The following is a 19,024-nucleotide window of genomic DNA, read 5'->3' on the forward strand; positions in this document are numbered from 1 at the left end:
ATCGCCACGAGAGGCGGCGCGCTCCCATCCTCCCCACGAGGCCGTGATCCGGCCGCGCCGGGGTCCTTCGGCAAGGCATCATGCGTATCCTCATCACCCGTCCCCGCCCCGATGCCGACGCGACGGCGGCCCGGCTCGAGCGGCTCGGCTGGCCGGCGCTGGTCGATCCGATGCTCACCATCGAGCCGATCGCCGAGGCGCGGCTGGACGACGTGCGCTACGACGCGGTGGCGCTGACCAGCGTGAACGGCGCGCGCGAACTCGCCCGCCGGCCGGAGCTGGCGCGACTGCGCACGCTGCCGCTCCATGCGGTGGGCCATCGCACCGCGGCGGCGGCGCCGGCGGGGTTTCCGCGCGTCACCGTCGCGAGCGGCACCGGCGCGGCGATGGCCGTGATGATGCGCGCGGAGCTGCCGGCGGGCACCCGCGTCGTGCATGTGGCGGGCGAGGACCGGGCGGTCGATCTCGGCGCCGCGCTGGCGGGCACGGGCATCGAGGTCGACCTGTTCGTGATCTACCGGGCGGTCGCGAGCGGGGAGTTGTCACCGGCAACCATCGCCGCGCTCAGGGCGGGAACGCTCGACGCGGCGCTGCATTATTCCCCCCGCACGGCGGCGACGCTGGTCGGCGCGGCACGGGCGGCGGGGCTGCTCGGCGCGCTCGGGCGGCTCCGGCACCTGTGCTTCTCGGCGAATGTCGCGGCGCCGCTGCGCGCGGCCGGGATCGCGGCGGAGGCGGTGGCGAGCCCGACGGAGGAGGCGCTGATCGAGGCGCTCGCCGCGCCGGCTGCGACATCGGCGACATGAGCGGCGGCGGCGCGCAAAGCCGTTGCGGGCGCTGAAATCGCGGCGATCGCGTTCGCTCTTCGTGAACCGAACGGTGCGGCCATGGTTGCGGTAAAGGGGCCGGCGGTCTATCCCGAAAGGGGCTGGATGCGCGTTGTCAGATCGGCGAGGTAGAGGCGTGGCGAAAGACGATCCGAAACAGCACAATCCGCAGAACCGGGGGCCGGGCCCGACCGGGCCGGGCCGCCGGAACCCGCCGACCATCGACCTGAAGGCGAGCGAGGCGAAGACCATCGCGACGTCCCCGGCCCCGGCGAGCCCTGCCGGCGCGGCCTCCGCGGGCGGGGGCCCGGCCGGCGCGGTTCCGGCCGCTGGAACCCCGGCGCCGGCGACGCCCGCCGCGTCCACGCCCTCCGGGGTGACGGTTTCCGATACGAAAACGGCGGCTTCCGCGGCCGCCGACTCCAAGGCCACCGACCCCAAGGTTGCGGATCCGAAAACGGCCGGCATCAAGGCGGATGATGTGAAGAGCGCCGACGTGAAGCCGGGTGACGAGGCGAAGAAGCCCGGCGAGGCTGGCGCGGCGCCGATCGCGGCGTCCGGCGTGGCGGGCAAGAGTGCCCTCGGCGCAGCGGCGGCAACCGCCGGCACGACATCGGCCCCGGTCACCTCGTCCACCGCCGGCGCGGCGTCCGCTGCCGGCGCCTCCTCGTCCTCGTCTTCTTCGTCGGCCCGGCCGATCTCCGACACGTCGAAATCCGCCGCCGGCACGGCCGGTTCGGGAGCCGGAGGCGCCGAGCCGCCCGGCTCGTCCGGGACCGCTCCGGCCGTTGTCAGCCCGCCGCCGCGCCGCGGGCCGGGCGTGTTCGGGACGCTGGTCATCGCGCTGCTGTCCGGCGTGATCGGCGCCGCCGCCGCGGTCGGCTTCGTGTCGACCTTCGTGCTGGTGCCCAATAGCGTCGATGCCGTCACCGATCTCGAAGCCGGCGTGGTCGATCTGCGCCAGCGCGTCGAGGCGGTCGAGCAGCGCCCCGCCGCGACACCGGCGCCCGCCGTGGCCGCGCCGGATGGCCGGGTCGACACGCTGGCGACCTCGGTCGATGCGCTCTCGCGCAAGGTCGACGAACTCGCCGCGCGTCCCGCCCCGGCGCCCGCGCCGGCCGAACCTTCGCCCGAACTCGTCGCCCGGCTCGACGCGGTTGAAGCCGCGGCCAAGGCGGCGGGCGAGCGTCCCGTCGCCTCGCCGGACGATATCGCCGCCTTGAACCAGCGCATCGCGAGCGGCGACCAGAAGCTCGAGGCCCTGACCGCGGCCGGGGTCGCCACCCGCCGGCAGGCGGCGCAGTTCGCCGTGCTCGCGGCGCTGCGCGACCAGGTGCTGCGCGGCCTGCCGTTCGACGCGGACCTCACCGCCGCGCGCAGCTTGCTCGGCGCCGCCGGCGAGCCGCTCGCGGTGTTCCAGCCCTATGCCGAGAAGGGGTTCCCCTCGCGGCGCATGCTGGCCCGGCGTCTCGTCGAGGCGGCGACGCCCGCCGCGGCCGCGCCGGCCGCCGGGGCTCCCGCTTCCGCCGCGGCGCCCGCGCCGTCGGGCGAGTCGCCGAGCCTCATCGACCGCATCAAGCAGAGCGCGCAGGGCCTTGTCAGCGTCAGCCGCAGCGACCCTTCCGCGACGCCGAAGCCGCCGACCCCGGACGAGGCGCTGCTGCGCGCCCGCAATGCGCTGCTCAGCGCCGATACCGCCGGCGTCGTCGCGGCGATGAACGCGGTACCCGCGCCCTATCAGGCGGTGGCGACGGAGATCGCCGCCACGCTGCAGGCGCGTCACGCCGGCCTCGCCGCCATCGCCGACATCAATCGCGGCCTGTTGACCGATCTCGGAGGAAAGGCGCCATGATCCGCCTGGTCGTCTACCTGCTGGCGCTCGCCGCGCTCGCCTTCGGCATCGCCTGGCTCGCCGACCGTCCCGGCGAGATCACCATCCTCTGGCAGGGCTGGCGGATCGAGACCAGCGTGATGGTGGCGGCGGCGGCGCTGCTGGCGACCATCGCGCTCGCCATCGTCCTGTGGAGCGTGCTGCGCCTCATCCTGCGCTCGCCCGACATCGTCGGGCTCGCGCTGCGCAACCGCCGCCGCACCAAGGGCTGGAACGCGGTGTCGCGCGGCCTGGTGGCGGTCGGCACCGGTGACGTGTCCGGCGCCCGCCGCGCCGCCTCCGATGCCGAGCGCCTGCTCGGCAACGAGCCGGTGGCGCGGCTGCTGGCGGCGCAGGCCGCCCAGCTCGCCGGCGATGTCGGCGGCGCCGAGGCCGCCTTCCGCGCCATGGCCTCCACCCCCGCCACGCGCCTGCTCGGCCTCCGGGGCCTGCATGTCGAGGCGCGTCGGCGCGGCGATACCGCGACCGCGCTGATGACCGCCGAGGAGGCGGTGCGGCAGGATCCGAGCCTGGTCTGGGCCGCCGATGCGGTGATCGAGGCGCGCTGCGCCGCCGGCGACTATGCCAGCGCGCTCGGCGTGCTGGAGCGCGAGGCCGCCCATGGCGGTCTCGACCGGGCGCTGCACCGGCGCCGTCGCGCCGTCCTGCTCGCCGCGCAGGCGCAGGCGCTGGAGGCGAGCGACCCCGCCCGCGCCCGCGAGCGCGCGGTGGAGGCGGTGCGCCTCGCCCCGACCCTGGTGCCGGCGGCGGCGATCGCCGGGCGGCTGCTCGCCGCCAATGGCGATCCGCGCAAGGCCGCGAAGATCCTCGAGACGGCGTTCGCGGCGACGCCGCATCCCGAACTCGCCGAGGCCTTTCTGCATGTGCGTCCGGGCGATGCCGCGCGCGAGCGGCTGAAGCGCGTGCGCACGCTCTCCGCGCGGGCGCCGGCGCATCCCGAAAGCGGCATGGTGCTGGCCCGCGCCGCGCTCGATGCGCAGGAATTCGCCGAGGCGCGCGCCGCGCTCGCCCCGCTCACCGAGCTGCCGACGCAGCGCGTCTGCCTGCTGATGGCGGAGCTGGAAGCGGCCGAGCATGGCGATGTCGGCAAGGCGCGGGAATGGTCGTCGCGCGCGGTGCGCGCCGATCGCGACCCGGTCTGGATCGCCGACGGCGTGGTCGCCGAGCAGTGGGGGCCGGTCTCGCCGGTCACCGGGCGGCTCGATGCCTTCCACTGGGCGGTGCCGCCCGGGGCGACGGCGACGCCGCTGATCGAGCACGAGGTGGAGCGGGCGCGGCTCGCCATCGCCGCGGCGATCGAGGCGCATCCGGCGCCCGTGGACAAGCCGTCATCCGCTAAGCCCGCCGCGGCGGCCGAGCCCAAGGCCGCGCCGGCGCCGCAGCCGGGCGCGGTCAACGGAGCCGCCGCACCGATCCGCTCGGCGCCGGTGTCGCCGAACCCGGCGCCGATCCGGACCGCGCCGGCATCGTCCAATCCGGTCACGGCGAAGCCCGCGCGCAATCCCGCGCCGCTGGTGCCGGAGCCGCAGCCGGCGCGCAACACCATGCCGCCGCTCTCCTCCGCGCCGGTGGTGGCGACGCCGCATCTGCCGGATGATCCCGGCCCGGAACTCGCCAGCGAGGACCTGCCGCCGGCGCATTCCAAGCCACCCTTCGCGGTGTGAGCCCACGATCGGCTGCGCGCGCGGACGGTTTCGCCCGCGCGTGACATGGCGCGGGGGACTGGCTCCACGCGACGGCGCTTTTGCGGTGGGCGCACACGCGGTGTCACGTACGAAAACGCCCGGCACGCGATGCGTGCCGGGCGTTCGACCTTCACAGAAGGGGCTGCCTGCCAGAAGCCCGCCCGCTCGTCATGCGGGCGGAGGGAATGCATCGGGCCGGAGTACATCCGTCCTGACCCGCTACCGACAGGGGCGACGCTGACGAAGCGCCCTCAACCCGGAAGCCCTGTTCTGGCTGGCATGAGACCTATATGGGGCGCCTGTCGCCGTGTTCAAGGGCCGCACCGCATTTCGAGCCAGGACATGGCGAAGGCGCAGATGGGCGCGGCCTCGACGAGGAGGGCGGGCGCCTGCGCGATGTTGCCTTCTGCACCGTTGCCGGCGGCCACGAAGTCGCGCACGACGGCGTCGAAATAATCGTCGGGCAGGCCGGGCACGACGGGATCGCCGGTCTCGTACTCCTCGATCATCCGCCATAGGGTGCCGTCCGCTCCGGCCAGCGGTGCTTCGTAGCGGCGGATGCGCTTGCCGGGAATGCGGGCAAGGTGCTCGGCGTGATGCAGCAGGGTCATGGTCTCCCATGGCGCTCCCGCCATCAGCACGCGCCCGCCTGCCGCGACCAGCTTCGCCAGCGGCGAGCCGTCGCCATAGCCGTAATCGAGCGGGTGGTCGGCGACGATCCACGCCGACAGAGCGCCGATGGCCGCCACCGAGGCGCCGGGATTGCCGCTGCGGCGGGCGCCCGGTGTGGTGCGGATGAATTCGGCCAGGATGCCATTGTCGCGGATGGCGCGCGATGTCGCGGGATCGAAGGGCGGCACATGCGGACGCCAGCGCTCGGGAAGGCAGCCGTCGGCGTCGAGCAAGGGCTCGTAGGCGCCATCCCAGTCGGTGTAGGCGACCAGCGTCCCGGTGGGGCCGAGGACGTCGAGTAGGGCGCCGATAAAGGCATCCGGCCCGTTGAGGAGCGGGCCGAAGCGGCTCATCGCGGCGTGGACCATGACGGTGTCGCCGGCCTGCAGCCCGAGGCTCCACAGGTCGGCGGCGAGGCTCGCCCGGCTGTGGAATCGGCCGTCCGGCATCGGGACGGCCGCGTCTCAGTTGAGCCGACGGCCCGCGCCGGCGGGGCGGGCGCCGGGGCGGTTGCCGCGCTCGTCGAACAGCTCGGCGAGCTTCTCGGTCATGGCGCCGCCCAGTTCCTCGGCGTCGACGATGGTCACGGCGCGCTTGTAGTAGCGCGTCACGTCGTGGCCGATGCCGATGGCGATCAGCTCGACCGGCGACTTCTCCTCGATCTGGCCGATCACCCAGCGCAGGTGCCGTTCGAGATAGTTGCCGGGGTTCACCGACAGGGTGGAATCGTCGACCGGCGCGCCGTCCGAGATCATCATCAGGATGCGCCGCTGCTCGTTGCGGGCGAGCAGGCGGTTATGCGCCCAGTCGAGCGCCTCGCCGTCGATGTTCTCCTTCAAGAGGCCCTCGCGCATCATCAGGCCGAGATTCTTGCGGGCGCGGCGCCAGGGGGCGTCGGCCGACTTGTAGATGATGTGGCGCAGGTCGTTCAGCCGACCGGGGGCGGCGGGCTTGCCGGCGCTGAGCCAGCTCTCGCGGGCCTGTCCGCCCTTCCACGCCTTGGTGGTGAAGCCGAGGATCTCGACCTTCACGCCGCAGCGCTCGAGCGTCCGGGCGAGAATGTCCGCGCAGGCGGCGGCGACGGTGATCGGGCGCCCGCGCATCGAGCCGGAATTGTCGATCAGCAGCGTCACCACCGTGTCGCGGAAGTCGGTGTCGCGCTCACGCTTGAAGGAGAGCGGCTGCATCGGATCGATGATGACGCGCTGGAGGCGCGCCGGATCCAGCATGCCCTCCTCGAGGTCGAACTCCCAGCCGCGGTTCTGCTGCGCCATCAACTTGCGCTGCAGCCGGTTGGCGAGGCGGGCGACGACGCCCTGCAGATGGGTGAGCTGCTTGTCGAGATAGCTGCGCAGGCGGGTCAGTTCGTCCGCGTCGCACAGTTCCTCCGCGCCCAGCGTCTCGTCGTAGCGCGGGGTGAAGGCGTGATACTCGGGCGGGCGCGGCTCGGCGTTCACCGCGGTCTGCGGCCGCCAGGGCTCGCTCGATTCATCCGCTTCGCCGAGTTCGGCATCTTCGGCCAGCTCGGAGGAGGGCTGCTCCTGCTCGTCCTCCGATTCCTCCGGCGTCTGGTCGGAGGAGAGGTCGGTGTCGATCTCGGTCTTGCCCTCGGAGGTGTCGTCCTGCTCGGCGTCGGCGCCCTTGCCGGCGTCGTCGTCCTTGCTGTCCTCGGTGTCGTCCGCCGAACTGTTGTCCTCGTCGAAGCTGGCGATGTCCTCGCCCATGCCGAGCGAGGAGAGCAGGTCGCGCATGCCCTCGGCGAAGCGCTTCTGGTTCTCGGCGGTGCCGACGAGGTCGTCGAGCGCGGTGCTGGCGCGTTCCTCGACGAAGTCGCGCCAGAGGTCGACCATGCGGCGGGCGGCGGCGGGCGGGGCGAGGCCGGTGAGGCGCTCGCGCACGATCAGCGCCAGCGCGTCCTCCAGCGGGGCGTCGGCGCGGTCGGTGATGCTGGCGTAGTTGCCGCGCACATAGCGGTCTTCCAGCATCGCCGAGAGGTTCTGCGCGACGCCGTCCATGCGGTTGGCGCCGACCGCCTCGCAGCGGGCCTGCTCGGCCGCCTCGAAGGCCGAGCGCGCCGCCTGGCCGGTCGGAACGAGGCGCCTGTGCACCTTGGGGTCGTGGCAGGCGAGACGCAGCGCCATGGAATCGGCATGGCCGCGCAGCACCGCGACCTCGCCGCGCGAGAGCCGGCGGCCGGGCTCGGGCAGGCGCGCGCGCCCGTCAGCGAAGCCGGGGCGCTCGGTGCCGTAGCTGATCTCGATCTCGCGCTCGCCGGCGATGGCGCGCAGGCAGCCGGCGACGGCGCGCTTGAGCGGCTCGGCGGGGGCTTCCTTGGGCGCGTTGCGCGAGGTGCGGTTCGAGGTGGCCATGGCGGGTCCTGGGTCGTTATTCGGCTTTCGGGGAATTCCCGGAGGCTGGTCGGAACGTCTCGAACGCGTCGTCAGCGTCATCCCGGAACGGCCGCAAGGCCGTATCCGGGATCTTCAGGGGCTTTCGGCGGACGATCCCGGCTCTCCGCCCGATGGGCTCCGGCCGGGATTCCCCCCAGAGCACGGTGTTCGCGCCGCGCTCCCCTCACCCCGGCCCTCTCCCCGCCGGGGAGAGGGGTACGCCGGCGCGTCAGCTCAGCGCGACGTTGACCGCCGATTCGGTCAGTTCCTTGCCGAAGCAGCGCTGGTAGAACTCCGCCACCAGCGTGCGCTCGAGCTCGTCGCACTTGTTGAGGAAGGTGACGCGGAAGGCGAAGGCCAGATCCTTGAAGATGTCGGCGTTCTCGGCCCAGGTGATCACCGTGCGCGGGCTCATCACCGTCGAGAGGTCGCCATTGATGAAGGCCTGGCGGGTGAGATCGGCGAGGCGGACCATGCGCGAGACGGTGTCGCGCCCTTCCGGCGTCTGGAAGTGCTTGGCCTTGGCGGCGACGATGTCGACTTCCTTGTCGTGCGCCAGATAGTTGAGCGTGGTGACGATGGACCAGCGGTCCATCTGCGCCTGGTTGATCTGCTGGGTGCCGTGATAGAGGCCGGTGGTGTCGCCGAGACCGATGGTGTTGGCGGTCGAGAACAGCCGGAAGGCGCCGTGCGGGCGGATGACGCGGTTCTGGTCGAGCAGCGTCAAGCGGCCGGAGCTCTCCAGCACGCGCTGGATGACGAACATCACGTCCGGGCGGCCGGCGTCATATTCGTCGAACACCAGCGCGACATTGTTCTGGTAGGCCCAGGGCAGGATGCCGTCGCGGAATTCGGTGACCTGCATCCCGTCCTTCACGACGATGGCGTCCTTGCCGATCAGGTCGATGCGGGAGATGTGGCTGTCGAGGTTGACGCGCACGCAGGGCCAGTTCAGCCGGGCCGCGACCTGCTCGATATGGGTCGACTTGCCGGTGCCGTGATAGCCGGTGACCATGACGCGCCGGTTGTGGGCGAAGCCGGCGAGGATGGCGAGCGTGGTCGCCCGGTCGAACAGGTAATCCGGGTCGAGGTCGGGCACATAGGCGTCGGGCTCGGCATAGGCGGGGACGTCGAGATCGACGTCGATGCCGAAAACCTGACGGACCGAAACCTTCATGTCCGGCAGGGGCGCGGCTTGCGTGGGCGTCGCGGTCATCATTCCTCCGTTGCCGCGCGAGGGCGGCGGACTGGTCGCTGCGCCGCTTCTAACAGAAGCCGGCGGTCTTGAGATAGTTGTAGGCCTGGATCACGTCGCGCAGCCGGTCGCCCAGCGACTGGTCGCCGCCGTTCACGTCCGGGTGGTATTTTTTCACCAGCGCCTTGAAGCGGGTCTTGATCTCCTCGGCCCCGGCGCTGATCTCCAGCCCCAGCGTCTCGAAGGCGCGGCGCTCGGCGTTGCGGACCGGGCGCGTCTGGCGCGGCGGCTCGGGATCGGGGCGGGCGGTGCCGCCCATCTCGCCGCGGAAGCCGAACGGGTCGGCGAAACCCTCGGCGGCTTCGGAGCCATAGCGGGCACGCGTGCGCTCGGCGCCCGGACCGGCGCTGTTGGCGCCCATCTTCCAGGTGGGGCGATGACCGGTCAGCGCGTCCTTCTGGTAGGCCATGACGGCGTCGTCGGCCATGCCCGCGAAATAGTTGTAGGACTGGTTGTAGGCGCGCACATGGTCGAAGCAGTAGCGCCAGAACTCGCCCTCCCGCTGCCGGCCCTTCGGGGCACGGTGCGTCGCCGGCTGATCGCAGCCCGGCCATTCACAGCCGGGGCATTCGGCCTTGAGACGGCGATCCTTGTCGGGCTTGACGCGGATCCGGTCGAAGAAGGGGGAGTCGAGCTTCATGGTGGCGATTATGGCTGGAGCGGACCGGGTATACAACAAACCAGGGCGACGTCATCGTGTCCGCACGGTGATATTGACCGGAACGCGGCGCGCGGCTACCGCAATCCGATGAGCCTTCCTCCGACCGATACCGGCGCGAGCGCCGATCCCGTCGCGGCCCGCCTCGCCCGTGTGCGTGCCGCGCTCGCCACGTTCGAGCCCGAGCGGCTGGAACTGATCGACGAGAGCGGCCTGCATGCCGGCCATGGCGGGCACCGGCCGGGACAGCTCACCCACCTGCGGGTGCGCATCGTGGCCGAGGCCTTCCGCGGCGCCTCGCGCCTCGCCCGGCACCGGGCCGTCAACGACGCGCTCGGCGGCGTCCTCGCCGACGGGCTGCATGCGCTGGCGATCGAGGCGAAGGCGCCCGGCGAGTAGCCGGGCCCGAGACCGTCCGGTCGGCGGGATGCCCGGATCGGTCCCATCGACGGGGCGCTACTGTCGGCGCCTCCCCGATATGGGGATCGCCGGCCGCTTTTCCACCCTGCCGGCTCACCGCCCGCTTGCCGGCGGCGCGGCCGGGCGGGACAGCGGCGTGACGCGCAGGAGCGTGATGCGGTTCCTCTGCTTGCGCGTCACCTGGAAGCGGAAGCCGTGGAACACGAAGGTCTGCCCGGGCTCGGGGATGATCCGCGCCTCGTGGATCACCAGCCCGGCGATCGAGGTGGCGTGCTCGTCGGGCAGGTCCCAGTCCATCGCCCGGTTGAGGTCGCGGATGGCGACCGAGCCCTCGACGCTCACCGTGCCGTCCGGGTGCGGGCGCACGCCGGCGACGGGGATGTCGTGCTCGTCGGCGATATCGCCGACGATCTCCTCCAATATGTCCTCCAGCGTCACCAGCCCCATCACCTCGCCATACTCGTCGACGACCAGGGCGAAATGCTGCTTGCGCTTGCGGAAGGCGGCGAGCTGGTCGGCGAGCGTGGTGCCGTCCGGCACGAACCAGGCGGGGGTGGTGATCTTGTCGATCGCCAGCCTCGACACGTCGTTGCCGAGGGTCTGGAGCTCGCGCAGCAGGTCCTTGGCGTGGAGGACGCCGACGATGTTGTCGGGGCTGCCGCGCCACAGCGGCAGGCGCGTGTGCGGCGAGGCGAGCACGTCGCGGACGATCTTCTCCGGCGCCGCCCCGGCATCGAGCGTCGCCATCTTGGTGCGGTGGACCATGATGTCGGAGACTTCGAGTTCCTGCAGGTCCAGCAGGCCGCCGAGCATGTCGCGGTCGTTCTTGACGACGCTGCCCTCGCGGTGGAGCAGGTCGACCGTGCCGCGCAGTTCCTCGGCGCCCGAGAGCATGCCGGAGGAGGCGCCGAGCGGCACGCCGATGGCCTTGAGCACCAGGCGCACCAGCGCCTCGATCGCCAGGGTGAGCGGCCCGAACAGCCCGACCACGAAGCGCAGCGGGCGCACGACCGCCAGCGCCGTACGGTCGGGGTGGTTGATGGCGATGGTCTTGGGCAGCACCTCGGAGAAGATCACCACCACGATGGTCATTCCGATCGTGGCGTAGAGGATGCCGGTGTTGCCGAACCAGGCCAGCAGCAGCCCGGTGGTGAGCGAGGAGGCGGCAATGTTGGCGAGGTTGTTGCCGAGCAGGATGCCGCCGATCAGCCGCTCGCGCCGCGCCAGCAGCCGGTTGACGAGGCTGGCGCGGGTGTCGCCGTTCTGCTCCAGCGCGTGCATGCGGGCCCGGGACGAGGCGGTGACCGCCGTTTCCGCGCCGGAGAAGAAGAAGGACAGCAGCAGGCACAGCGCCACCGCCAGCAGCGAGAGCCAGTCCGCGGTCGTCATGAGCGTGAAGCCTCCTTCGATCGGTGGTGCCGGGTTCCGCGACGGGCCGGCGGCGGCAGCCCGTCGGCGCCCGCCCGCCGGATATCACCGATCATCGCCTCCCGGTCGGGCGCCGGCCGGCCGCGGCGCGCCGCGTCAGGCGGCGCGCTCGGTCTCGAGGAAGGCGCGCACGGCGGCGGGATCGACGTCGCGGGCGATGAAGCTGGCGCCGATGCCGCGCGCCAGGATGAAGGTGAGCGTGCCGCGCGAGACCTTCTTGTCCTGCGCGATCAGGTCCATCAGCCCGTCCGTGCCCGGCAGCTCGCCGGGCACCTCCTTGATGCGGGTCGGCAGGCCGACGGCCTTCAGATGCGCCTCGACGCGCGCCGCCTCGGCGGGCGCGCACAGGCCCTGCGCAGCGGAGAAGCGGAAGGCCTGCGCCATGCCGATGGCCACCGCCTCGCCGTGCAGCAGGCGCTGGGAGAAGCCGGCGCCCGCTTCCAGCGCGTGGCCGAAGGTGTGGCCGAGGTTGAGCAAGGCGCGGTCGCCGGTCTCGCGCTCGTCGCGGGCGACCACGGCCGCCTTGGCGCGGCAGCTGGTGGCGATCGCCGCGATGCGCGCGGGGCCGCCGGCGAAGACCTCGCGCCAGTCGCGCTCCAGCCGGGCGAAGAAGGCCTCGTCGTCGATGAGCCCGTATTTGGCGACCTCGGCATAGCCCGAGCGGAACTCGCGCGGGGGCAGCGTGTCCAGCACGTCGGTGTCGGCGACGACGAGGATCGGCTGGTGGAAGGCGCCGACGAGGTTCTTGCCGTGGCGGGAATTGATGCCGGTCTTGCCGCCGACGGAGGAATCGACCTGCGCCAGCAGGCTGGTCGGCACCTGCACGAAATCGACGCCGCGGCGCAGCGCCGCCGCCGCGAAGCCGGCGAGATCGCCGACCACGCCGCCGCCGAGCGCGAGCACGAGGTCGCGCCGCTCGATGCGGGCCTCCAGCAGGCCGTCGAGCACGGTGCCGAACACGGGGAGCGACTTCGATCCCTCGCCGGCGGCGACGACGACGGTGCTGGGGATGAGGCCGGCCTGCGCCAGCGAGCGCTCGACCGTCTCGAGATGGCGGGCGGCGACGTTCGTGTCGGTGACGATGCCGACCCGCGCGCCGGGGCGCAGCCGCGCCACCTCCGCGCCCAGCCGGGCGAGAAGCCCCGGCCCGATGAGGATGTCGTAGGCGCGGTCGGCAAGCGCGACGCCGACGCGGGTTTCCGCCGCGGGTGCGGTGATGTCGAGGGTGGTCATGCCGGCTGGCTCCCGCCGCTGTCGAGATGGGCGGCGAGCGCGTCGAGCACGACGTTCACCATCGCCTCGTGCGGCACGTCCCGCGAGATGACGGTGATGTCGGCGCCGGCATAGACCGGGTAGCGCTCGCCGATGAGGCGCTCCAGCACCGTGGCCGGATCGTCGGACTTCAGCAGCGGGCGGTCGTCCCGCCGCTTCACGCGGCGCAGCAGCACGTCGAGATCGGCTTTCAGCCAGACCGACAGGCCGTGCCGGGCGACGGCGTCGCGGGTGTCGGCGTTCATAAAGGCGCCGCCGCCGGTGGCGAGCACGCCGGGCCCGCTCTCCAGCAGCCGGGCGATGACGCGGCGCTCCCCGTCGCGGAAGAAGGGCTCGCCGTGCTGGGCGAAGATTTCCGGGATGGTCATGCCGGCGGCGGCTTCGATCTCGATGTCGGCATCCGCGAAGGGCAGGCCGAGCCGCCGCGCGAGCCGCCGCCCGACCGAGGACTTGCCGGCCCCCATCATGCCGATCAGGACGATGGAGCGCGCACCGAGCCGTTCGCGCAACGCCGCCGCCCGTGCTTCGTCGATCTCGCCGAGTGTCGCGCTCATGCGCCGGCCGTTCGTTCCGCTTGCCAATCCCGATGGCGACGTACCATCCGACGCCATACGAGGCAATTCGCCACGTCGTGGTTCGCCTGTGCCGCGAATGGCCTTAGCATGGCGCTGCGCTTCATTGCCCCGATTCGATGCCGCCGGAAGGTCCAGCCGAGAGCCCATGCCGAGCCTGATCCGCCTTCTCATCATCCTCGGACTGATCGGCGGCGCCGTCTACGGCGTGCTGTGGAGCTTCGCCAATCTGGTGCAGCCCGAGCCGCGCGAGATGAGCCAGACCGTGCCGCAGGACCGCTTCGCCAAATGAGCGGGCGGCCGGTGCAGGGCCCGGTCGCCCTGTTCCTCGACATGATGGCGGCCGAACGCGGGGCGAGCGCCAACACGCTCGCCGCCTATGGCCGCGACCTCGACGATTACGAGAGCTTCCTGATCGGCCGCGGGGCCGGTCCCCTGGGCTGCGGCACGGCGGATATCCGCGCCTATCTGGCCGATCTCACCCGGCGGGGGTTGGCCACGGCGAGCGTCGCCCGGCGGCTGTCCTCGCTGCGCCAGCTGCACCGTTTCCTCTATGTCGAGGGCCATCGCGGCGACGATCCCGCCGCCGTGCTGGAGGGGCCGAAGCGTGGTCGTCCCCTGCCGAAGGTGCTCAGCCTCGACGAGGTGACGCGGCTTATCCACACCGCCCACGCGCTCGCCGCGAGCTCTACCGGCAGCCCCGCCGAGCGGGCCCGGCGGGCGCGGGTCGCCTGCTTCGTCGAGCTGCTCTACGCGACGGGGCTGCGCGTCTCCGAACTCGCCGCCCTGCCGGCCGCCGCGGCGCGGGCGCAGGGCGATGCCATCATCGTGCGCGGCAAGGGCAACAAGGAACGGCTCGTGCCGCTCGGCGAGCCGGCCAAGGCGGCGATGGCGGCCTATCGCGCGGCGCTGGCGGAGGCTACCGCCGCGGGCAAGCCGTCCGCCGAGGACGCCGGCCCCGCCGCGCCTCGCGCCGGTGCTCGCGCCGGCTCGGGCAGCAAGCCGGCGCCGAAGGACGCGGGCCCCGCCGCGCCGGGCGAGCCTCCCCGTCCGCTCGGAAAGGGCGGCGCGACGGGACGCCGCGGCGGAGGCGGCGGGGTTGCGGGACGCGCCGGTGCGGCGGTGCCGGCGGGGCGCTGGCTGTTTCCCTCGTCCTCCGCCGCCGGCCACGTGACCCGCCAGCAGGTCGGGCTCGACCTCAAGGACCTCGCGGTCGCCGCCGGCATCGACCACCGCAAGCTCTCCCCGCACGTGCTGCGCCATGCCTTCGCCAGCCACCTGCTCGCCCATGGCGCGGAACTGCGCATGGTGCAGACGCTGCTCGGCCACACCGACATCTCGACGACGCAGATCTACACCCACGTGCTCGACGAGCGCCTCACCGGTCTGGTGCGCGACCTCCACCCGCTGGCGGAGGAGTGAGCGCTTTCCTCCCATCGGTCGGAGACCGACCGGCGTGGGCGCTAAGTGTTCAGTCGCGGCAGAAGCAGGCGGTGAAATTGGCGGCCTCGGCATGGCCGAGGGCGCAGGCATAGGCGCGCGCCTCGTCGACGCCGAGTTCGCGGTGGCCGACGTCGTAGAGCCGCCGGTAGGTCGTCGCGGCGGGGTCGGCGGTGGAGAGCCCGCGCCACAGCCGTTCGACCGCCTCCGGGCCGTAGGGGCCGAGGCCGTAGGCGGTCGTGAAGCGGTATTCGGTTTCCCACCGCGCCGTGGCCGGCGTCGGCGCGTCGCCGAGATTGGCGAGGTAGCGCGTTTCGAAATCGACCGGACGCCCGCTGGCGCGATCATAGCTGAAGACGTGGAAGCCGGGGTTCTGGCCATAGACCGGGCTGATCGCCGGCACGATCTTTTCCACGCCCGCCAGCGTGCCGTCGGCGCGCCGCAGCAGCCGGTAGTCGTCATGATGGGTGTGGCCGCTGAAGCTCGCGGTGATGGTCTCGCCGAAGCGCGCCAGCAGGCCGGCGAAGCGCTCCGCATAGGCGGGCGCGAACATCGGCACCACGCGGTCGGGGCAGGTGGAGCCCCGGGCGTGCAGGCTGGCATAGGGGTCGAGCCCGAGCGGGATGTGGCGGGCGAGCCAGACCTTGCGCCCGGCGGCGGCGTTTCGCGCCAGCTCGGCCTCCAGCCACGCCATCATCGCCTCGGCTGCCGCCGTCGCGGAGGTGCCGCAGGCGTCGCGGTACTCGGCTGACCAGAGCACGTCGTCGATGACGATGACGGTGGTGTCGGCGAGGGTCGGATGCCGCGCGGCATAGTAGCCGCCGGCGGCGAAGGTGGCGTCGAAGCCGGGGTCGAGCAGGTCCGGCCCGGCGAGTTCGCGTACCGCCGCGCGTGTCGCGGCGAGGAATTCCCCGCCGGGATCGACGTGGTAGTCGCCGCAGCCCGAATCCGTGTTGCCCAGCGTCATCAGCACCGGCTTGCCGGGAAAGGCCGCGCGCAACCGGCCGGCGACGTAGAGCGCGGTGCGGATGGCGATGTCGGCGCTTGCGGCCGATCCGCGCGGCAGCCCCAGCGCGCGCTCGGTCTTGGCGGGGAAGTCGTGGGCGAGCAGGTCGCCGGTCACCAGCACGAAATCGGCATCGGCCGCCGCGCGCCCGGCCTCGTCCAGCGCGGAGCCGAGCAGGGCCGCATTGGTGTCGCGTCCCCACGGTGCCAAGGGGGTGTCCGCGCCGTCCGCGAGCCGGGAGGGCCAGTCGGCGGGCGGCGTGGCGGCACGGGCTTTCGCCGCGCCGAGCGGATCGAACGGGTCGAAATGGATGTCGGACAGATGCACGAAGCGCCCGGTCTCGCCGCGGGCGGGCAGGGCGGCGGCCGCCGCCAGCATCAGCGCGATCAGGGTGGTGCGGAGAGAGGGCATGCGGGACTTCCCGAGGGGCGCGCGCCACTCTAGCGTGGCCGGCGCCGCGGGCCAGCCCTCGGCTCCGGGACCAAGCCGCGCATGCGCTGCCTTGACGTCGCCACCCTCTCGGGGCAGCTTCCGCGCGCTCTTGCCCGGGCGCCCCGCGCCCGTCCCCCCAACCGCGGACCCGTCATCGCCTCATGCGCAGCTACCTCGACTTCGAAAAGCCCGTGGCCGAGCTGGAGGCCAAGCTCGAGGAACTGCGCGCGCTCTCCGCGCAGGGCAACGCGGTGGCCATCGGCGACGATATCGGCCGCCTCGAGGCCAAGGCGGCCGAGGCGCTGGGCCAGCTCTACGCCAATCTTACCCCCTGGCAGAAGACGCTGGTGGCGCGGCACCCGCTGCGCCCGCACTTCTCCGACTATGCGGCCGGGCTGTTCGAGGATTTCACCCCGCTCGCCGGCGACCGCAAGTTCGGCGAGGACGAGGCCATTCTCGGCGGCCTTGCCCGCTTCCGCGGCCGGGCGGTGTGCCTGATGGGGCACGAGAAGGGCTCCTCCACCGAAACCCGCATCCGGCACAATTTCGGCATGGCCAAGCCCGAGGGCTACCGCAAGGCGGTGCGGCTGATGGAACTCGCCGACCGTTTCGACCTGCCGGTGATCTCGCTGGTCGACACCGCCGGCGCCTATCCCGGCATCGGCGCGGAGGAGCGCGGCCAGGCCGAGGCGATCGCCCGCTCGACCGATGCCTGCCTCGCGCTCGGCGTACCGAACGTGGCGCTGATCATCGGCGAGGGCGGCTCGGGCGGGGCGGTGGCGATCGCGACCGCCAACCGCGTGCTGATGCTGGAGCATTCCATCTACAGCGTGATCTCGCCGGAAGGGGCCGCCTCGATCCTGTGGCGCGACACCGCCAAGGCGCAGGACGCGGCCACCAACATGCGCATCACCGCGCAGGACCTGCTGAAGTTCGGCATCATCGACACGGTGGTGCCGGAGCCGGCGGGGGGCGCCCACCGCGATCCCGCCGCCACGATGGCCGCGGCGGGGGACGCGATCGAGACGGCGCTCGCCTCGCTCGACGGGCTCGACGCGAAGGCGCTGCGCAAGGCGCGGCGCGAGAAGTTCCTGGCCATCGGCCGCAACCTGTGAGGCGTGTCCGCGCGGTCACGCCCGCGGCCGGATACGGGGCGGCGGGTGCCTGCGCACTTGCGGTAACAAGTTGGCAAGGGTAACCCTTTATTCATGATGCACACCGTCTCACCCGGCAGGACGAGGAGTGTTGCGTTGCGCCGTCTCGGTAGCGAACCGGCGGGGGACATCCCCGCCCAGCGGATTGTTCGGACGGCGCCGGGCCGGGGTCTCGCCGCGCGCCTGCGGGCGCTGCTGCTCGTCGGCGTCGGCACGCTGGCGCTCGCCGCCTGCACCGGCGGCGGCGGCAAGATGAGCCCGACGGCCAAGGCGATGAAGCCGCTCTCGCCGGAGACGGTGGCGCTGATCAACGACAAGGGCATGTCCAAGGACAGCCCGATCGTCGTGCGCATCTTCAAGGAAGAGTCGGAACTCGAGGTCTGGAAGCAGACCCGCAGCGGCGACTATGCGCTGCTCAAGACCTATCCGATCTGTCGCTGGTCGGGCGAGCTGGGCCCGAAGGTCAAGATCGGCGACCGCCAGGCGCCCGAGGGGTTCTACACCATCACCCCCGGGCAGATGAATCCGAATTCCAGCTATTACCTGTCGTTCAACATGGGCTTCCCCAACGCCTACGACAAGGCGTGGGGCCGCACCGGCGAGCACCTGATGGTGCATGGCGACTGCTCCTCGGCGGGTTGCTACGCCATGACCGACGAGCAGATCCAGGAGATCTTCGCGCTCGGCCGCGACAGCTTCCAGGGCGGGCAGCGCTCCTTCCAAGTGCAGGCCTATCCCTTCCGCATGACCGCGCAGAACATGGCGCGCCACCGCAGCAACCCGAACATGGCGTTCTGGAAGATGCTGAAGGAGGGCTCGGACGCGTTCGAGGTGGCGAAGGCACCGCCCAAGGTCGATGTCTGCGAGAAGCGCTACGTCTTCAACGCGACGCCGGCCGACCCGACCAAGCGCTTCGACCCGTCCGGCCCGTGCCCGGCCTATTCGGTGCCCGACGACATTTCGCAGGCGGTGGCCGCCCGCAAGGCGAAGGACGAGGCGAACGCCAAGCAGCTCGCGTCGTCGACACCCGCCGCGCCGGTGCGCACCGGCGCCGATGGCGGCATGAACAAGGTGTTCCTCGCCAAGCTGGAAAACCCGAACCTGAAGGCGCCGGGCTCGCTGCCGGCGGTGGTGAAGCCGCCGGGCGTCAACTACGGCGTCGACACCAGCGCGCCCGCCGATCTCGCCGTCATCGAGGCAGCGAAGGCGGCGACCACGCCGAGCGCCGCGGCCAGCGTGGCGCTGGCCAATGCGCCGTCGGCCGCCGGTACCGCCCTCGCGGTCGCGCCCACGCCGCTGCCGCGCCCGAGCGATGCGCCCGGCGGCACCCGCAGCGCCGAGCCGGGCCCGATCACCCCGGGCGGCGGCACGCCGGTCGCGCAGGTGGCGGCGGTTTCCTCCACGCCTTCCGGCGCCAGCGAAGGCGGCTTCATGAGCGGCATCTCGCGGCTGTTCGGCGGCGGATCGAGCGAACCGCCCACCGGCAGCATCGCGACGCCCGCCGCGGCCGACTCCGGCACGTCCGGCTTTTCGCTGAGCCGGCTGCTCGGCCGCGACAAGCCGGCCGAGGCGCCCGCGGCTGACGCTGCGCCGGTCGCCGACGTGCCGGTGCCGCAGGCGCGCCCGCGCGTGCCCGCGCCGGGCGAAGCCGCGGCGCGACCCGCTCCGGCGACGGCCGCCGTGTCTCCGGCGCCCGCGAGGCCCGCAGCGGCCGCTCCGAAACCCGCTGCCACCGCCGCCGCGCCCAAGCCCGCGACGCCGAAGCCCGCCGCCGGCCAGCAGGCCGCGACCGAGCCGCTCGCCGGCACGCCGACCGTGCAGGGCGGCACGCCGATCCTGTCGACCGGCGGCTTCTCGGGCACGGTGCAGTAGGGGCTGAGTGTGCGTTAGGCGGCGCGGCGAAAAATCGGCAAACGCGGTGC

At 72.6% G+C, this 19,024-nt stretch carries 16 protein-coding genes; 8 read left to right on the forward strand and 8 right to left on the reverse strand.

The annotated features are described in order from the left end of the window. Positions 1 to 80 precede the first annotated feature (80 nt). The 3 genes from ACEUEL_RS00505 to ACEUEL_RS00515 all read left to right on the forward strand — a co-directional run bounded on the left by ACEUEL_RS00505 (position 81) and on the right by ACEUEL_RS00515 (position 4,382). Complete coding sequence (locus tag ACEUEL_RS00505) at positions 81 to 806, forward strand: uroporphyrinogen-III synthase (RefSeq protein ID WP_405701042.1); 726 nt, start codon at positions 81 to 83, stop codon at positions 804 to 806. Between the two features lie 157 nt (positions 807 to 963). Then, positions 964 to 2,679: a COG4223 family protein gene (locus ACEUEL_RS00510; RefSeq protein WP_405701044.1), complete on the forward strand. Its 1,716-nt coding sequence runs from the start codon at positions 964 to 966 to the stop codon at positions 2,677 to 2,679. Then, positions 2,676 to 4,382: a heme biosynthesis protein HemY gene (locus ACEUEL_RS00515; protein ID WP_405701047.1), complete on the forward strand. Its 1,707-nt coding sequence runs from the start codon at positions 2,676 to 2,678 to the stop codon at positions 4,380 to 4,382. The genes ACEUEL_RS00510 and ACEUEL_RS00515 overlap by 4 nt, the downstream gene beginning before the upstream one ends. Before the next feature lie 332 nt (positions 4,383 to 4,714). Here the strand turns inward: ACEUEL_RS00515 and aac(3) are convergent, their stop codons facing one another. The 4 genes from aac(3) to ACEUEL_RS00535 form a co-directional block, all read right to left on the reverse strand. Further along, on the reverse strand, positions 4,715 to 5,524 hold the full coding sequence (gene aac(3) / locus ACEUEL_RS00520) for an aminoglycoside 3-N-acetyltransferase (protein WP_405701049.1): 810 nt from the start codon (positions 5,522 to 5,524) through the stop codon (positions 4,715 to 4,717). A gap of 15 nt (positions 5,525 to 5,539) precedes the next feature. Continuing rightward, positions 5,540 to 7,444, reverse strand: a complete 1,905-nt coding sequence (gene cobT, locus ACEUEL_RS00525) for a cobaltochelatase subunit CobT (RefSeq protein ID WP_405701051.1) — start codon at positions 7,442 to 7,444, stop codon at positions 5,540 to 5,542. 250 nt (positions 7,445 to 7,694) lie between these two features. Next, entirely contained in the window at positions 7,695 to 8,681 is a 987-nt protein-coding gene (cobS, locus tag ACEUEL_RS00530; RefSeq protein WP_405701054.1) for a cobaltochelatase subunit CobS, read from the reverse strand. Between the two features lie 49 nt (positions 8,682 to 8,730). After that, on the reverse strand, positions 8,731 to 9,360 hold the full coding sequence (locus tag ACEUEL_RS00535) for a J domain-containing protein (protein ID WP_405701057.1): 630 nt from the start codon (positions 9,358 to 9,360) through the stop codon (positions 8,731 to 8,733). A gap of 108 nt (positions 9,361 to 9,468) precedes the next feature. Between ACEUEL_RS00535 and ACEUEL_RS00540 the strand changes: the two genes are divergently transcribed. Next, positions 9,469 to 9,777 (forward strand): BolA family protein, encoded by a 309-nt coding sequence (locus tag ACEUEL_RS00540; RefSeq protein WP_405701060.1) that lies wholly within the window; start codon positions 9,469 to 9,471, stop codon positions 9,775 to 9,777. A gap of 114 nt (positions 9,778 to 9,891) precedes the next feature. On the opposite strand, the gene ACEUEL_RS00545 is transcribed toward ACEUEL_RS00540, so the two are convergent. The 3 genes from ACEUEL_RS00545 to ACEUEL_RS00555 all read right to left on the reverse strand — a co-directional run bounded on the left by ACEUEL_RS00545 (position 9,892) and on the right by ACEUEL_RS00555 (position 13,052). Next, positions 9,892 to 11,187, reverse strand: a complete 1,296-nt coding sequence (locus ACEUEL_RS00545) for an HlyC/CorC family transporter (RefSeq protein WP_405701062.1) — start codon at positions 11,185 to 11,187, stop codon at positions 9,892 to 9,894. Between the two features lie 135 nt (positions 11,188 to 11,322). After that, the gene (aroB, locus tag ACEUEL_RS00550) at positions 11,323 to 12,459 is read right to left on the reverse strand and encodes a 3-dehydroquinate synthase (protein WP_405701064.1); all 1,137 of its coding nucleotides are present in this window, start codon (positions 12,457 to 12,459) and stop codon (positions 11,323 to 11,325) included. Next, the gene (locus ACEUEL_RS00555; protein WP_405701067.1) at positions 12,456 to 13,052 is read right to left on the reverse strand and encodes a shikimate kinase; all 597 of its coding nucleotides are present in this window, start codon (positions 13,050 to 13,052) and stop codon (positions 12,456 to 12,458) included. Before ACEUEL_RS00555 ends, aroB begins: the two co-directional genes overlap by 4 nt. Positions 13,053 to 13,218: 166 nt before the next feature. Here ACEUEL_RS00555 and ACEUEL_RS00560 point away from each other — a divergent pair, with 166 nt between their 5' ends. After that, positions 13,219 to 13,362, forward strand: coding sequence for a hypothetical protein (locus ACEUEL_RS00560; protein WP_405701070.1), 144 nt, complete (start codon positions 13,219 to 13,221; stop codon positions 13,360 to 13,362). Beyond that, entirely contained in the window at positions 13,359 to 14,492 is a 1,134-nt protein-coding gene (locus ACEUEL_RS00565; RefSeq protein WP_405701073.1) for a tyrosine recombinase, read from the forward strand. Before ACEUEL_RS00560 ends, ACEUEL_RS00565 begins: the two co-directional genes overlap by 4 nt. 49 nt (positions 14,493 to 14,541) lie before the next feature. Here ACEUEL_RS00565 and ACEUEL_RS00570 read toward each other — a convergent pair whose 3' ends face one another. Further along, positions 14,542 to 15,927 (reverse strand): metallophosphoesterase, encoded by a 1,386-nt coding sequence (locus ACEUEL_RS00570; RefSeq protein WP_405701075.1) that lies wholly within the window; start codon positions 15,925 to 15,927, stop codon positions 14,542 to 14,544. A gap of 182 nt (positions 15,928 to 16,109) precedes the next feature. Here ACEUEL_RS00570 and ACEUEL_RS00575 point away from each other — a divergent pair, with 182 nt between their 5' ends. Both ACEUEL_RS00575 and ACEUEL_RS00580 read left to right on the forward strand, forming a co-directional pair. Continuing rightward, positions 16,110 to 17,063: an acetyl-CoA carboxylase carboxyltransferase subunit alpha gene (locus tag ACEUEL_RS00575; protein WP_405701078.1), complete on the forward strand. Its 954-nt coding sequence runs from the start codon at positions 16,110 to 16,112 to the stop codon at positions 17,061 to 17,063. Between the two features lie 135 nt (positions 17,064 to 17,198). Further along, positions 17,199 to 18,974 (forward strand): L,D-transpeptidase family protein, encoded by a 1,776-nt coding sequence (locus tag ACEUEL_RS00580; RefSeq protein WP_405701081.1) that lies wholly within the window; start codon positions 17,199 to 17,201, stop codon positions 18,972 to 18,974. Positions 18,975 to 19,024: the final 50 nt, after the last annotated feature.

Source organism: Ancylobacter terrae (assembly GCF_045108345.1).
Classification (GTDB): Bacteria; Pseudomonadota; Alphaproteobacteria; order Rhizobiales; family Xanthobacteraceae; genus Ancylobacter.

Bases quoted from the DNA above. Each gene is read 5' to 3' on its own strand.
- ACEUEL_RS00505 (WP_405701042.1), top strand. From the start codon at position 81: ATGCGTATCCTCATCACCCGTCCCCGCCCCGATGCCGACGCGACGGCG.
- ACEUEL_RS00515 (WP_405701047.1), top strand. From the start codon at position 2,676: ATGATCCGCCTGGTCGTCTACCTGCTGGCGCTCGCCGCGCTCGCCTTC.
- cobT (WP_405701051.1), bottom strand. From the start codon at position 7,444: ATGGCCACCTCGAACCGCACCTCGCGCAACGCGCCCAAGGAAGCCCCC.
- cobS (WP_405701054.1), bottom strand. From the start codon at position 8,681: ATGACCGCGACGCCCACGCAAGCCGCGCCCCTGCCGGACATGAAGGTT.
- ACEUEL_RS00535 (WP_405701057.1), bottom strand. From the start codon at position 9,360: ATGAAGCTCGACTCCCCCTTCTTCGACCGGATCCGCGTCAAGCCCGAC.
- ACEUEL_RS00540 (WP_405701060.1), top strand. From the start codon at position 9,469: ATGAGCCTTCCTCCGACCGATACCGGCGCGAGCGCCGATCCCGTCGCG.
- ACEUEL_RS00545 (WP_405701062.1), bottom strand. From the start codon at position 11,187: ATGACGACCGCGGACTGGCTCTCGCTGCTGGCGGTGGCGCTGTGCCTG.
- aroB (WP_405701064.1), bottom strand. From the start codon at position 12,459: ATGACCACCCTCGACATCACCGCACCCGCGGCGGAAACCCGCGTCGGC.
- ACEUEL_RS00555 (WP_405701067.1), bottom strand. From the start codon at position 13,052: ATGAGCGCGACACTCGGCGAGATCGACGAAGCACGGGCGGCGGCGTTG.
- ACEUEL_RS00560 (WP_405701070.1), top strand. From the start codon at position 13,219: ATGCCGAGCCTGATCCGCCTTCTCATCATCCTCGGACTGATCGGCGGC.
- ACEUEL_RS00565 (WP_405701073.1), top strand. From the start codon at position 13,359: ATGAGCGGGCGGCCGGTGCAGGGCCCGGTCGCCCTGTTCCTCGACATG.
- ACEUEL_RS00570 (WP_405701075.1), bottom strand. From the start codon at position 15,927: ATGCCCTCTCTCCGCACCACCCTGATCGCGCTGATGCTGGCGGCGGCC.
- ACEUEL_RS00575 (WP_405701078.1), top strand. From the start codon at position 16,110: ATGCGCAGCTACCTCGACTTCGAAAAGCCCGTGGCCGAGCTGGAGGCC.